This is a genomic window from Ammoniphilus soli, assembly GCF_040813775.1.
This window is the reverse complement of record NZ_JBEGDL010000027.1, coordinates 37,268-51,200: the sequence shown is the minus strand read 5'-3', so window position 1 is coordinate 51,200 and position 13,933 is coordinate 37,268. Positions and strand designations below refer to the sequence as shown.

Genomic DNA, 13,933 nt, shown 5'->3' with positions numbered 1-13,933 from the left:
TTTCACCTTTCCAACATTCCTGTTCGAGCCCCAAATCTAAGGTGATATGACGAATAAGAACAAAGGCAAACAGATTCTTTTAAACCGTCACTTTCTTTTGCTTTTCCAATTGTCTTAATTCAACACGGCGTATCTTTCCTGAGGATGTTTTAGGAAGTTCCGTGACAAATTCGATTTCTCTCGGGTATTTATACGGAGCCGTCATGTTTTTCACATGCTCCTGCAATTGCCGCACTAATTCTTCACTCGCTTCATTGGAGTCTTTTAAAATCACAAAAGCTTTTACAATCGCTCCGCGAATTTCATCCGGACTTGCCACGACGGCACTTTCCTTGACGGCTGGATGCTTGACCAGAGCATCTTCCACTTCAAATGGTCCGATCGTATAGCCAGAGCTGATAATAATATCATCAGAACGACCTTCAAACCAGAAATACCCGTCTTCATCCTTTTTAGCTTGGTCCCCTGTCAGGTACCATTCTCCACGAAAAGCCGCAGCTGTACGTTCCGGATCATTTAAATACCCTTTAAATAAAGCTGGTGTACTGCGATGGATGGCGATATCACCAACTTGTCCTACCGGTACCGGATTTCCGTCTTCATCAATGATCTCCACCCGATTGCCTGGAGTGGGTTTTCCCATGGATCCTAGTTTTAAGTCCATTCCCATCCAGGTCCCTACCATGAGCGAATTTTCCGTTTGTCCATAACCATCGCGCACGTCCACATGAAAATGCTTCCTGAACGTATCGATGACCTGGCGATTCAATGGTTCCCCTGCGCTTACGGTACTGCGCAATTGAGGAAGCTTATACTGATCCAGTCCATCGACCTTAGCCATGAGGCGGTATTCCGTTGGCGTGCAGCACAATACGTTGACCTGGTACTTCTCTAGCAAGCTTAAATATTTCTGTGCATCAAATTTCCCGTTATAAACAAACCCAGTGGCCCCGCTGCCTAACGTAGATACAAAGGGGCTCCAATTCCACTTGGCCCAGCCTGGTGCAGCGGTAGCCCACACAATGTCGGTTTCTTTTATATCCAACCATAATTTTGCCGCCACGGCTTGGTGTGCAAAAGCCCAACTATGATGGTGGATCACCCCCTTCGGGTTTCCGGTTGTACCAGAGGTATAATTAAGGAAGGCTATGTCATCCGAACGGGTTTGCACCATTTCAAATTGATCGGATTCGGATTCCACCAAGCTCCCGTAATTCAACCACCCGTCTGCTCCTTTCCCTACAGCGATAAAATGCGTTAAATGCTCGGCATCCCTGCGCACCTGATCAAAGCGTTCGATCAATTCATCATTGCAGATCGTAGCTTTCGCTTGGGAATGCATGGCTCGATAAAGTAAGTCTTTGGCCATTAACATTTCTGAACCCGGAGATATAATCAACCCTAATTTTAGAGCCCCAAGATAGATAGAATAGGTTTCCGGGATTCGAGGAAGCGTAATGATGACTTTATCTCCCTTTTGCAAGCCTATTCTTTTTAATGCATTGGCAAACTTATTGGATTCCTGACGCAATTGCAGATAACTGATTTCTCGAGTTTCCCCCCTTTCATTTTCCCATAAAACGGCAATCTTGCCGGGATCATCTGCATATCTGTCAATGTCCTGCGCCAGGTTATAGTATTCAGGTGCAATCAATAAATTCGTTTTGTCCATATGAGCCCATCTTCCCTTCTCTAATATTGACTATCGATATGACTGAGCGCTCAAACCGTTTGCCCTTAACCCTCACCTCCCTTCATGAAGCGAATCACTAAGAATCAGATCATCCCTTTTTGCTTGCAAAGTTCCAGTTCCCTGTCATCCATTTCCAGCCAACTCTTCAGTATCTCTTCCGAATGCTCTCCAAGCTTCGCTATGGACGGAATGTCGGCCGTTTCCTGTCTTGGGATGGCATGGACTACGCTTAGGTTTTGATTCTGAAAGCTCACTGTACCGAATAACTTCCTTTCTTTTGCCATTGGACTGTTCAGGGCTTCTGTGCGTGTTAAAACTGGTGTTAGGCAGGCATCTACTTCCCCTGCCAATCTTGACCAGTAGGCAAAATCGTGCGATTGAAAAAGAGCCTTTACCTCCTCATAAATGGGATCTCCGGGGATGGCTGGGGATTGGTGATAAGTGATCCAGCCCTCCTTTCCCACAGACCGGCAAAAGCCGACCCAGAACTTTTCTTCCAAAGCACCCAGAGCCATAAAGCGACCATCTTTCGTTTGATAAATCTGATAGCTGACGGCTTTCCGCAGTTCCTCCCCGAGTGAGGTTTCCCCTTCTTTCGCAATAGACATCATGGTATTAACGCCTTGCCAAGAAAGCAAAGCATCCACAAGGGAGATGTCCAAATACGATCCTTCCCCTGTTTTCAAGCGGTGAATATAGGCGGCAAGAATCGCTTCCGCGGCTGCCATTCCTCCCGCGAGGTCAGCCACGGTGACATCGGGGACACGGGGAATCCCTGCCTCACCTATGGTACCGTGGAGAATACCGCTAAGGGCCATATAGTTGATGTCATGTCCTCCCATGTGCTTTAGCGTTCCTTCTTGGCCGTAGCCACTCAAGGAACAATACACAACTTGGGGATTCAGTTCCTTAGCCAGTTGATAACCAATGCCCATTTGATCTGCCACACCTGGTCTGTAGCTTTCGATGACCACATCCGCCTTCTTCAGTAAGCGATGGATCAAGTGAAGGCCTTCCTCTTTCTTTAAATCCACCAATAAGCTTTTTTTCCCATGATTGCACGCTAGGTGAATGGCACCTGTATGTTGATACAATGGCTCCATCTTCCGGGCAGGATCACCAAATGGTTTGGTTTCCACCTTTACCACTTCGGCTCCCCATTCAGCTAAGCGCAAACTCGCATAAGGCCCCGGCAAATACCGGGAAAAATCGAGAACTTTCATTCCAGTAATCAAGGTCCTCTTCTCCTTTCTGCCTGTCTTTAGCTCCTAGGCCGTTACACCATCCAGCATATTTTTAAATTCTTCTGTCAATAGCGGAACCACTTCAAACAAATCCCCAACGATTCCATAATCCGCGATGCTAAAGATCGGCGCTTCCGGGTCCTTGTTAATCGCCACAATCACCTTGGAATTGGACATACCGGCCAGATGCTGTATCGCTCCAGAAATGCCGCAAGCAATATACAAATCCGGTGTTACCACTTTCCCTGTTTGCCCAATTTGCATCGAATAGTCGCAGTACTCGGCATCGCATGCTCCGCGCGAAGCTCCTACCGCTGCCTCCAGTACGTTTGCCAACGCTTGCAAGGGGGCGAATCCCTCTGCACTTTTTACCCCTCTGCCACCCGAAACTACAATTTTCGCCTCGGAAAGATCGACCCGGCCAGAAGCCTTTCGAACGACCTCTTTGACGATGGTACGAAGATCCTTGATCTCAATGGAAACCTTCACTTGTTCCGCTGTTCGGGTGGAGTCTGCCTTTCCCATAGCGATATTGTTCGGGCGAATCGTTGCAAATATTTTGCCATTCACCATTTTCTTTCTTTGGAACGCCTTCCCCGCATAAATCGGTCTCGTGAAAACCACTTCATTTCCTTCTACCGCAATATCCGTTACATCTGAAATTAATCCTAGTGATAATCTAGCGGCTAAACGGGGAGCCAGGTCTTTTCCTATTGAGGTATGACCAAGCAATATAGCATCGAAAGCTTCCTGCTGAACGACTTCACCCAGTGCCTGGGTATAAGCGTCGGGTGTGTATTGATCTAATTGTTCATGGGAAACCACGTATACTTTTTCAGCACCATGTTGAGCTAATATGGACACAAATTGAGAAGCTTGACTGCCAAATACAGCTGCTGCAACGGTTCCCCCTTCTGCCATCCTTTTTGCCGCCGCAAGCGCTTCAAACGAAACATTTCTTATATTCCCATCCCGAATTTCAGCTAAAACCAAGACTTTTCTCATCTTTATTCCTCCTTAAATGACTTTCGATTCTTGGCGAAGCAGCTGAACCAGTTCTTGGACTTGTTTGCTAACATCACCCGTTAATACCCGCCCGGCTTCTTTTTTGGGAGGTAAATATTGGTCAACAATCACCGTTTTGGCTTGGATATCCTCTGTGCCAAAATCGAGATCCGCCGCCGTTAGCCGTTCGATGGGCTTTTTCTTGGCTTTCATAATGCCTGGAAGTGAAGGATAACGAGGTTCATTCAAGCCCTGCTGGGCTGTTAACAGCAAAGGCAATGCCACTTCAATCCTTTCCGAGTCGCCTTCAACATCCCTGACCACGGTTGCATAACCGCTTTCAATTTTCAGTCCCGTAACGGTTGCTGCATGAGCTATACCTAATTCCTCTGCCACACGGGAACCGATTTGCCCCGATCCGCTATCGACAGACATGTTGCCAGCCAAGATAATATCGTATGGACGACCTTTGATGACAGCCGCCAAAACCTTGGATAGGGTATATTCATCACCGAACAACGATTCATCTTCAACGAGTATTCCCTTATCCGCGCCCATGGCCAAAGCCGTTCTCAGCGCACTTTCAGCTCGGCTTGTCCCGATGGTAAGGACGGTCACTTCCCCGCCAAATGCTTCTTTCAGTTTAATACCCTCTTCCACGGCATATTCATCATAGGGGTTGATGATAAATTCATGACCATCCTCTTGAACTTGTCCATTTTGAATGGTTATTTTCTCTTCTGTATCAAAGGTTTGTTTCAACAGCACCATGATATCCATACCTAACTCCTCCTTTTCGATTACTTCTTTGCAATAAAAATTCCTTCGGGATCGACCACTTGATACAGGATGTCCAACTCCTCATGAGTAGGCGGTTCGGTTTCTCCGGTGCAGCGAGAGAAGTCGAGGGCGAATCCCGCATTCTCCTGCAACATTTCTGGGGTAATCCCCGGGTGAATGGTATCTACATACATCCGTCCACTGTCCTCATCAAAACGGTACACGGCCATGTTCGTAATGACCGCGATGGGTCCTCCCATAAATTTTGAGCCATAAGCTTCACGGCGATGAATCCATTCACCGGATGGCCATCGGCGGACACGCCAGCCTGGGGAAGTGACATAGTCTACCTGTTCTTTGAAGCGCCTTTTTTCCTGTACCATTAAAAAAACGGTTCTTTTAGCTAAAGAGTTAATATCCGGGTTTCCGCCGCTGCCTGGAAAACGCAAGGTCGGATCAAGGTAGTCACCCGAAACGGTTGTGTTGACATTGCCATACTGATCGATTTCGGCACCGCCTAAGAAAGCTAAGTGGATCTTCCCCCGCTGCAGTTGGTTAAAGACATCAAATAATCCAGAAACAACGGAACAGCCTTGTACGCAACGGGGGTCCCCTACCGAGGATGGAAGAGAGGAACCCTGTGAATCGATCGTTCCCGCTTCGTAAATCAGCTTGCAGTTTACCGCATTGGTCTGCTTGGCAAGCATAATCGCCAGCATGGGCAGACCGGTACCGGCAAAAACCACCTCATGGTCACGAACCTCCCTTGCGGAGGCCACAGCCAGCAAATCTGTTATGGTATAATCCCCTGGCATTGCATACAATCGATTCCTTGCCACTACGCATCCCCCTTTTTGTTCGGGTACTGAATTTATAATAGCTGTTAGCCTTCAAGCCGTTGAGGCGCGAGACGCTCAGTTTGTCCAAGTATTCCTCATGGCTCCCGATCCCGTAAACCCATTCTTGGAGCCAGGCTTCCAACGTGCCTTCCTTTTTGGAGGCGGCAGAAAAATCACGGATGAAATCCCCGTCGACATCGTAACAGCCGAAAACACCGGTTGGATGAGCTCCCCAGGGGACCTCCACAATGGCATCCACTAAATAGCCAGGGATCAGATTGCGATCCGGCTCCTCCCGCAGAAAGGACTCCGGAACGATTTCTTCAGCGAGTACGATCACTTTTTCTGCTGCCTTGATGGCTTGTTCATCTGAAAACGTTTGGCCCATGATTCGGACCGTTCCTTCATTCCCTACCTGCTGTGCATGAACAATGCACACATCCGGCTTAACCGCGGGGACATGAATCAATTCTCCTTCCCCGTAAAAAGGATCATCACTATAGGCAAACTTTTGCCGGGGGATGCGAGGGTCCTGTCCATGGCGCATTCCGGCTTTTCCCAGCATGTCATAATCAGGGTTCAAAATATCTGTTCCCCGGGAGGCCCAAGTGGGAAAGTAGGGAATTCCCATGGCACCCGCTTGCATCCGATAGAGCATATGCTGGTGGCTGTAGTCTTCAGCAATGATTTCTTCGGATTTCATTTTCCGGTCTAGACAATAGGGGGTTTTCCCGTACAGCTCATGGCCAACCCAACAGGATTCCCAGATGGCCACGGCTCCAGCCCCAATGAGCATTTCAGAATGGGTTCCGGAATTCACTTCAGCCAGATGAAGGTTTCTTTTCCCTTGACGGATCATTTCATAAATCGCAGCCATAGGACGGCGCCAAATCGTAAATCCGCTGAAGGTGATCATACTGCCGTCTTCGATCATCGCGACGGCTTCTTTTAAGGAACATTGCTTATCCTCCATTGCCTTGCACTCCTCGCTTGGAAATCCTAATCTTGCAAAATATATTTGGATATGACGATTCTCTGAATCTCATTTGTTCCTTCATAGATTTGTGTCACTTTGGCATCCCTAAATAACCTCTCTACCGGATATTCCTTGGTATAGCCATAGCCGCCATAGATTTGTACGGCTTCCGCAGCTGTCTTCATGGCTGTATCCGTAGCGAACCTCTTTGCCATCGAGGCTTCTTTTCCACATTTGATGCCTTGATTGCGAAGTTCTGCTGCCTGATAAACGAGCAGCTTCGCGGCCTCCACCTCTGTGGCCATATCGGCAATTTTAAAGGAAATGGCTTGGTTGGACGCAATCGGCTTACCAAACTGAATTCGTTCCTTTGCATAGTGAATGGAATAGTCGAGAGCGGCTTCAGCAATCCCCAGACCTTGAGCGGCAATGCCAATCCGTCCGACATCCAGGTTAGCCATGGCAATCTTAAATCCCTCTCCTTCCTGTCCCAGCAGATTTTCAGCAGGAACTTCCGCTTGTTCAAAGATCAATTCCGTTGTATTGGATCCGTGCAAGCCCATTTTCTTTTCCTTTTTCCCGATAGAGAAACCTGGTGTGCCCTTTTCTACAATAAAAGCGGAGATGCCTCGGCTGCCTTTTTCAGGATCGGTCACGGCAAAGGTCACATAGGTATCGGCCACCCCACCATTTGTGATAAAGATCTTGGATCCATTCAGGATATATTTGTCGCCATTTTTCACGGCGGTTGTACGAATGCTGCCGGCATCCGATCCGGAACTAGGCTCAGTCAGGGCAAACGCGCCAATATATTCCCCTGAGGCAAGCTTAGGAATATATTTTCTCTTTTGCTCTTCCGTACCAAAGTAAAGGATGGGATTCGTCCCCACCGACGTATGGACGGATAAAATCACGCCAATCGTCGCGCTTACTTTGGCTATTTCGTGAATAGCCAAAATGTAAGAAACGAAATCCGCCCCTGCCCCTCCCCATTGTTCTGGGATGGGAATGCCCATCAGGCCGTATTCACCCATTTTTCGAATCACTTGCAAAGGAAATTCATCCTTTTCTTCCATCGATTCAATGATGGGAGCGATTTCGTTTTGGGCAAAATCGCGAACCATCTTACGCATCATCTCTTGCTCTTCCGTTAGTTTAATCATAGACATAAAAGCCACGCCCTTTCTTTTTCCCCAGCCAACCTGCCTTTACATATTTGCGCAATAGCGGACATGGCCGATACTTGGAATCTCCTAATCCTTCATGCAATACTTCCATGATATAAAGACAGGTGTCCAAGCCGATAAAGTCGGCAAGAGTCAGCGGCCCCATGGGATGGTTCATGCCCAGCTTCATCACTTCATCCACCGCTTCCGGTGTAGCCACTCCTTCATAGACACAGTAGATCGCTTCATTGATCATCGGGAGCAACACGCGATTCGACACAAACCCAGGGAAGTCATTGACTTCAACCGCGATCTTGCCCATCATGTCAGATAAATCTTTGACCACTTGGTAGGTTTCATCGGACGTTGCTAATCCGCGAATCACTTCGATGAGCTTCATGACAGGAACCGGATTCATAAAGTGCATACCGATCACTTTTTCCGGACGGTTAGTCACGGCAGCGATTTCCGTTATGGGCAAAGAAGAGGTGTTGCTGGCTAGAATTGCATGAGGTGGACAAATTCGATCCAGCTCCTTGAACAAGTCGGTCTTGGCCGCCATATTCTCTATGATCGCCTCGACGACAAAATCCACGTCTTTACCATCTTCCAGGTTGGAGGATGGGGTAATTCGACTTACAATCTGATCGGCCTCTTCTTGGGTCTTGCGTCCTTTTTCTACATCGCGGGCTAGATTTTTCTTGATGCCCCCTAATCCCTTTTCTACAAACTCCGGTTTGATATCGTTTAAAACTACATCCAGCCCGGCTGTAGCGGCTACTTGGGCAATCCCTGCACCCATTTGTCCCGCACCGATTACCATCATCCTTTTCATTTCCACTTCTCCCCCTCCTTGTCCTTTACGTTTCATCTCTCTTTTGATTTTAGTGTACCTGAACGAGGATAGCGTCCCCTTGTGCAGCCCCGCTGCATATGGCCGCAATCCCCAATCCGCCTCCACGGCGCTTAAGTTCGTAAATCAATGTCATGAGAATGCGAGCCCCGCTGGCTCCGATGGGGTGCCCAAAAGCAATGGCGCCTCCGTTCACATTGACCTTTTCAGGATCCCAGCCCACAATTTTTCCACTTGTCAAAGTAACGGCAGCAAAGGCTTCATTGATCTCAAATAAATCGATGTCCTGAACCGAATAGCCCGTTTTCTTCAACAGTTCGTTGATGGCCAATCCCGGTGTCGCGGCAATATAAGGCGCTTCCCGTCCAACAGCCGTATGCCCCATTATGGTAGCCAATGGTTGCTTTCCAAGTTCTTTCGCTTTCTCATCCGACATAAGGACCAAAGCGCCTGCCCCATCATTGACCCCTGGAGCATTCCCTGCCGTCACCGTTCCCTCCTTGATGAAGATCGGAGGAAGCTGAGCCAGCTGTTCCAGGCTGGTATCCCGTCTCGGCCCTTCATCCGTATCGACGAACTTCGTTTCTCCTTTCCGGTCAACCCAGGTCACCGGAACGATCTCTTCCTTCAGCTTTCCTTCATCCATCGCTTGGATGGCTCGCTGTTGGCTTCGCAATGCCCAAGCATCCTGTTCTTCCCGAGAAATTTCATATTCTGCGGCCACTGTACTACCATGCACCGCCATATGTACTTGATTGAAGGCGCATGTTAATCCGTCATAAACCATTAAATCCCGGATGGTTGTATCCCCCATCCGCACACCCCAACGACCGTTCGGAACGGCATAAGGAATATTGCTCATGCTTTCCATTCCTCCGGCAACCAGGATTCCCGCATCCCCGGCCCGAATAATTTGGTCCCCCAAGGTGACGGCACGGAGGCCGGAGGCACACACCTTATTGATCGTTTCGGTCTTTACTTCCCAAGGCAAGCCGGCTTTGCGTGCAGCTTGGCGCGAAGGAATTTGCCCTGCTCCGGCTTGAACGACCATGCCCATAATGACTTCGTCCACCTGATCCCCCTGTACCCCGGCACGAACCAAAGCTTCCTTAATGACAATCCCCCCTAAGTCTACTGCCTGTTGTTCCTTTAATGCCCCGCCAAACCTGCCAAAAGGGGTTCTCGCCCCACTAACGATGACCGTTTTTCCCATAGTTCCATTTCCTCCAATATACCTAAAATCTTCCTGCGACTGAACGCTCATTCGTATATGTTTAAAAAATCCGTGATAGTTTCAAAGACTCGATTATCATTCCTCACCAGGAAAAAATAAGTCTCGATTCTATAAACCATCTTCACTAAAACTAGACTTCTCAAACCTTGTGACAACTTGGTTCTCCTTTAATAGAAACCTTCCTTAGAAGCTAAGTTATAAGAAGAGAAATCAGATGTACCTAAATAGATCATAGTCAGTAGATTTGAAGAGTTTAGTCAATCCGAAACAGACTGTAGTCCCAGACTGTGGTCTGTGGTTATTATTTTATTAAATACGCTTTCATACGTCAATATTTTTCTTATAATTTTTCAAAAATTGAATAGTAAACCTTTTCTATAGATTATTCACCTTGAAGCTCTTGATAGCTTTGGAAATATTGTGAGTTTGGATAATAGAAAATTTCATCATCTCTTATTATCTCTATTCCCTCTTTTACACTATTAAAGATACCAACTCCCACTCCACCAAAAATAGCTGCACCTCGGACACCAGCCTGTGTAGACTTTAAAACTCTTATAGTTTTATTAGTTACATCAGAAAACATTTGCATCCATGTATTATTTTTTGAACATCCCCCTTGTATGGTAATAACAGAAGAGGAAAAATTAATTCTTGACTCAAATATGGTCGAGCCCTCTCCGAGGACAATTGATACAAATTTAGCAAGGAAGTCCAATCCACGTGTTGAAATTGGTGGAGCTGAACGGGATCGAACCTTGATATCACTTGACATCATTGATCATCCATTGTATCAACGATGTCAAGTGATACCATAAGTCGAGCAAAAATTTGGAGTACCAAGCCACAAGGCATCTGGAATCAAATGTTTCTGGCTCTTATCGCATTCGGACTTTCACTTATCATAAAACTGAAAACCAAGTCAACACAAAGACCTTGGGTCTTTTTTAGGATATTACAAACTTATTTATTTCTGTCAGGCAAATAGTTAGGGACGGAACTCAACACAAAAAAGAAAAAATCAAAGGGAAACTAGGAAATTATTAAAAAAGGAAACAAGGTCAGTTGAAGCCTTACTCTCCTTTTTTCAATAAAATATAGAAAGTAAATGTAAAATTTTTGAATATATTCTATTTAATTACTTCATTGCAAGGCCACTGGACTGACCCTTTTATCGAGGTAAAGCGAAGCTTTAACGTCGACGATCATTTTCGTAATCGGTATAGCAAATCATTATTCAATGATTCAAATAAACAAACAGAGCATATCCGGATTATAAGGATCGGATATGCTCTGTTATACTAATCCAGCTTAATATTGACAATGCGCTCGTCGGTCATTTCTTCAATCGCATAGTGCGGACCCTCTTTACCTAGGCCACTGTTCTTGATTCCGCCATAGGGCATAATATCAGATCGGAAAGCCGACACATCATTGATATTTACTCCTCCCACTTCAATCTCATGGGCAGCTCTCATCGCCAATTGCAAATCGTTAGTGAAAATCCCCACCTGCAGCCCAAACTCGGAGCGATTCGCTTGCTCGAATACCCAGTCAATATCATCATAAGGTACTATATTGATTACAGGTCCGAATAATTCTTGGCACATGACCTTCATATCCGGTTTCACATCGGTAATGATGGTCGGTTCATAGAAGGATCCGCTTCTGGTTCCTCCGCAAAGCACTTTGGCCCCCTCCGCAACCGCTTCGCTTACCCAGGTTTCCACCCTTCTCGCTTCTTTCTCTGAAATCAAAGGACCAATATCCGTGGATTCCTCTTCAGGATTTCCAACCTTTAGGGTGGAGGTAAACGCCACCATTTTCTCTACAATTTCTTCATGTATCGCCCGATGAACATATAATCTCTGAACGGAAGTGCACGCTTGGCCATTGGCTGTCGTAAATCCGCGCAATGCGGCTAGCTGAGCGATTTTCGGCTAAAATGCTGAGCGCACCACAAAAAGCCAACCTGAAAAAGGTTGGCTGCCAAATTCTGATCCTGGCTCAAAAATTTACCAGCGGGCTTACTTTGATTGCACAAACTTTAAATCCTGGCATTTTACAATGAGGATCAAGAGCTTGATGGGTGATTTTATTGACATTCTGCAAATCTCCCCAATGCATTGGAACGAATACGGTATCCTCGCGGATGTCCGTGGTGAATTTACTTCTAACGATGATACTCCCTCTTTTGGATTCCAGCTTAACTAGGGACTCATTTTCAATGCGGAATTTTCTGGCGGTTTTAGGATGGATCTCCATGTAGGATTCCACGTTTCGTGCGGCTAACGCATAGCTTCGCCTTGTTTGGACGCCCGTGAGGTAATGGGTCATCACGCGACCTGTTGTTAAGTACAGTGGGTAGTCCCTACTCGGGGATTCTTTGGCCACCTGACTTTCAACCGGCAACATGACCGCTTTTCCATCCGCATGGGCAAAGGATTCCTCAAATAATCGGGCTTTTCCGGGAGCATCAGGTGATGGACAAGGCCAATACACGCCATTTTCACGTTCAATACGTTCGTAGGTAATCCCGTAATAGTCGGCAATCCCCCCTCGGCTAGCGACGCGAAGCTCCTCAAAAATTTCCTCAGCCGAGGAATACGGGAAGAAACTCCCCTTTCCAAGCACGCCTGCAATGGCGCCGAGAATTTGCCAATCATGCTGCACATCACCCGGACAAGGCAGGCTCGCGCGTCTTAGCGTAACGCGTCCTTCTAAGTTGGTTAGTGTTCCCTCACTTTCCAGGAAGGAAGAAGACGGTAAAAGGAGGTCCGCCATTTTCGCCGTTTCCGACATGAACATATCCGCCACGACGAGGAAGTCTAGCTTTTTCAGGCCTTCCTCGACGAAATTGGCATGAGGATTCGAAATCACCGGATTCGAGCCCATGACAATGAGTCCTTTGATCTCTCGTTGATGGACTTTTTCCATCATTTCATAGGCAGAGACGCCTTTTCCCGGTAAATCCTTCTCCTCAACTCCCCAAACGTTAGCAATATAACGTCGATGCTCAAGATTCTCAATGGAGCGGTAGCCTGGCAGCTGATCCGCTTTTTGGCCATGCTCGCGTCCACCTTGGCCATTCCCTTGTCCCGTGATCGCCCCATATCCCGATCCCGGCTTTCCGATTTTGCCCGTCACAAGGACGAGATTGAGCAGGTTACGGACCGCCTTATAACCATCTACCTGCTGCTCTACTCCTCTTGCTGTGAAGACCATGCCACTTTCGGCACGGCCATAAGCTCGAGCTGCTTGACGAACCTGTTCGAGGGGCACACCCGTCACCGCAGCCACATCTTCAAGGTTAATAGAATTGATGTGCTCCTTCAATTCTACAAACCCATGGGTCCGCTGCTCCACGAAAGCTTGATCCACATGGCCTTCCTCAAAAATCACCTTCAGCAATCCATTCACTAAGGCATTATCTGTGCCAGGCTTCAGCTTCAGATGGATATCTGCCATCTTGGTAGTTGCCGTTACTCGCGGATCAATCGCAATAATGACTGCGCCATTTTCCTTTGCCTGAGCAAAATAAGGCATGAGTGTCGGCTGGCATTCAGCCACATTGGTCCCAACCAGAACGATGCATCGCGTCATGGGGATTTCTCCTAGCTGATTGGTCAAGCCACGGTCGATCCCAAACACTTGGTTCCCTGCTGCAGCGGCAGCAGACATACAGAAGCGCCCGTTGTAATCGATATATTTGGTTTGAAGCGCGACTCTCGCAAATTTTCCTAGCAGATAGGCTGATTCATTGGTCAGAGAGCCCCCGCCGTAGACACCCAACGCATCTCGCCCATGTGCTTGCTGAAGGCTCGTGAACCTCTCGCGAACGAGCTCTAACGCTTCCGGCCAGTCGATGCGAATCCATTGATCCTTCACTTTCTTCATAGGGTAGCGGATTCGTTCCGGATGAAACGCATGCTGATAGGCATTCATTCCTTTGATGCAAAGCCGCCCTTCCGATGCAGGATTGTAAACCCCGACAGTTTCAGCCATCTTCCGTTCCTCTACCCTTTTCTCGACCACTTGCATTTTGCACTGCACGCTACAAAATGGGCACTGGGCATCCAAAGACCTCTCCGTTCCCGCTTCAAGTCCTGCAAGCAATTCTGTCATGTTCTCACCTTCCCTATA

At 47.4% G+C, this 13,933-nt stretch carries 12 protein-coding genes; all 12 read right to left on the bottom strand.

Annotation, left to right across the window (positions count from 1 at the left end; all coding sequences use genetic code 11):
* Positions 1-79: 79 nt before the first annotated feature.
* The 12 genes from mbcS to nasC all read right to left on the bottom strand — a co-directional run bounded on the left by mbcS (position 80) and on the right by nasC (position 13,915).
* Positions 80-1,672 carry an acyl-CoA synthetase MbcS gene (gene mbcS, locus ABLT31_RS29625; RefSeq protein WP_367758471.1) on the bottom strand — a complete coding sequence of 531 codons (1,593 nt, stop codon included), beginning with the start codon at positions 1,670-1,672 and terminating at the stop codon, positions 80-82.
* Positions 1,673-1,776: 104 nt separating this feature from the next.
* Positions 1,777-2,928: a CaiB/BaiF CoA transferase family protein gene (locus tag ABLT31_RS29620; protein WP_367758469.1), complete on the bottom strand. Its 1,152-nt coding sequence runs from the start codon at positions 2,926-2,928 to the stop codon at positions 1,777-1,779.
* A gap of 33 nt (positions 2,929-2,961) precedes the next feature.
* Positions 2,962-3,942: an electron transfer flavoprotein subunit alpha/FixB family protein gene (locus tag ABLT31_RS29615; RefSeq protein ID WP_367758467.1), complete on the bottom strand. Its 981-nt coding sequence runs from the start codon at positions 3,940-3,942 to the stop codon at positions 2,962-2,964.
* Positions 3,943-3,954: 12 nt separating this feature from the next.
* Positions 3,955-4,722, bottom strand: coding sequence for an electron transfer flavoprotein subunit beta/FixA family protein (locus ABLT31_RS29610; protein WP_367758465.1), 768 nt, complete (start codon positions 4,720-4,722; stop codon positions 3,955-3,957).
* 20 nt (positions 4,723-4,742) lie between these two features.
* A complete protein-coding gene (locus ABLT31_RS29605) occupies positions 4,743-5,561 on the bottom strand; it encodes a CoA-transferase subunit beta (RefSeq protein WP_367758463.1) in 819 nt (272 codons plus the stop codon).
* Complete coding sequence (locus ABLT31_RS29600) at positions 5,476-6,534, bottom strand: CoA transferase subunit A (RefSeq protein ID WP_367758461.1); 1,059 nt, start codon at positions 6,532-6,534, stop codon at positions 5,476-5,478. The genes ABLT31_RS29605 and ABLT31_RS29600 overlap by 86 nt, the downstream gene beginning before the upstream one ends.
* A gap of 26 nt (positions 6,535-6,560) precedes the next feature.
* A complete protein-coding gene (locus ABLT31_RS29595; RefSeq protein ID WP_462976549.1) occupies positions 6,561-7,700 on the bottom strand; it encodes an acyl-CoA dehydrogenase in 1,140 nt (379 codons plus the stop codon).
* Positions 7,693-8,538 carry a 3-hydroxybutyryl-CoA dehydrogenase gene (locus ABLT31_RS29590; RefSeq protein WP_462976548.1) on the bottom strand — a complete coding sequence of 282 codons (846 nt, stop codon included), beginning with the start codon at positions 8,536-8,538 and terminating at the stop codon, positions 7,693-7,695. Before ABLT31_RS29590 ends, ABLT31_RS29595 begins: the two co-directional genes overlap by 8 nt.
* A 49-nt stretch (positions 8,539-8,587) precedes the next feature.
* Positions 8,588-9,769, bottom strand: coding sequence for an acetyl-CoA C-acetyltransferase (locus tag ABLT31_RS29585; RefSeq protein ID WP_367758455.1), 1,182 nt, complete (start codon positions 9,767-9,769; stop codon positions 8,588-8,590).
* A 403-nt stretch (positions 9,770-10,172) separates the two neighbouring features.
* A complete protein-coding gene (locus tag ABLT31_RS29580; RefSeq protein WP_367758453.1) occupies positions 10,173-10,565 on the bottom strand; it encodes an FGGY-family carbohydrate kinase in 393 nt (130 codons plus the stop codon).
* A 526-nt stretch (positions 10,566-11,091) separates the two neighbouring features.
* On the bottom strand, positions 11,092-11,706 hold the full coding sequence (locus tag ABLT31_RS29575; RefSeq protein ID WP_367758451.1) for an aldehyde dehydrogenase family protein: 615 nt from the start codon (positions 11,704-11,706) through the stop codon (positions 11,092-11,094).
* A 91-nt stretch (positions 11,707-11,797) separates the two neighbouring features.
* The gene (gene nasC / locus ABLT31_RS29570; protein ID WP_367758449.1) at positions 11,798-13,915 is read right to left on the bottom strand and encodes an assimilatory nitrate reductase catalytic subunit NasC; all 2,118 of its coding nucleotides are present in this window, start codon (positions 13,913-13,915) and stop codon (positions 11,798-11,800) included.
* Positions 13,916-13,933: the final 18 nt, after the last annotated feature.

Coding starts and splice junctions, on each gene's coding strand:
- mbcS (WP_367758471.1), bottom strand. CDS start 1,672: ATGGACAAAACGAATTTATTGATTGCACCTGAATACTATAACCTGGCG.
- ABLT31_RS29615 (WP_367758467.1), bottom strand. CDS start 3,942: ATGAGAAAAGTCTTGGTTTTAGCTGAAATTCGGGATGGGAATATAAGA.
- ABLT31_RS29610 (WP_367758465.1), bottom strand. CDS start 4,722: ATGGATATCATGGTGCTGTTGAAACAAACCTTTGATACAGAAGAGAAA.
- ABLT31_RS29600 (WP_367758461.1), bottom strand. CDS start 6,534: ATGGAGGATAAGCAATGTTCCTTAAAAGAAGCCGTCGCGATGATCGAA.
- ABLT31_RS29595 (WP_462976549.1), bottom strand. CDS start 7,700: ATGATTAAACTAACGGAAGAGCAAGAGATGATGCGTAAGATGGTTCGC.
- ABLT31_RS29590 (WP_462976548.1), bottom strand. CDS start 8,538: ATGAAAAGGATGATGGTAATCGGTGCGGGACAAATGGGTGCAGGGATT.
- ABLT31_RS29585 (WP_367758455.1), bottom strand. CDS start 9,769: ATGGGAAAAACGGTCATCGTTAGTGGGGCGAGAACCCCTTTTGGCAGG.
- ABLT31_RS29580 (WP_367758453.1), bottom strand. CDS start 10,565: ATGTCAAGTGATATCAAGGTTCGATCCCGTTCAGCTCCACCAATTTCA.
- nasC (WP_367758449.1), bottom strand. CDS start 13,915: ATGACAGAATTGCTTGCAGGACTTGAAGCGGGAACGGAGAGGTCTTTG.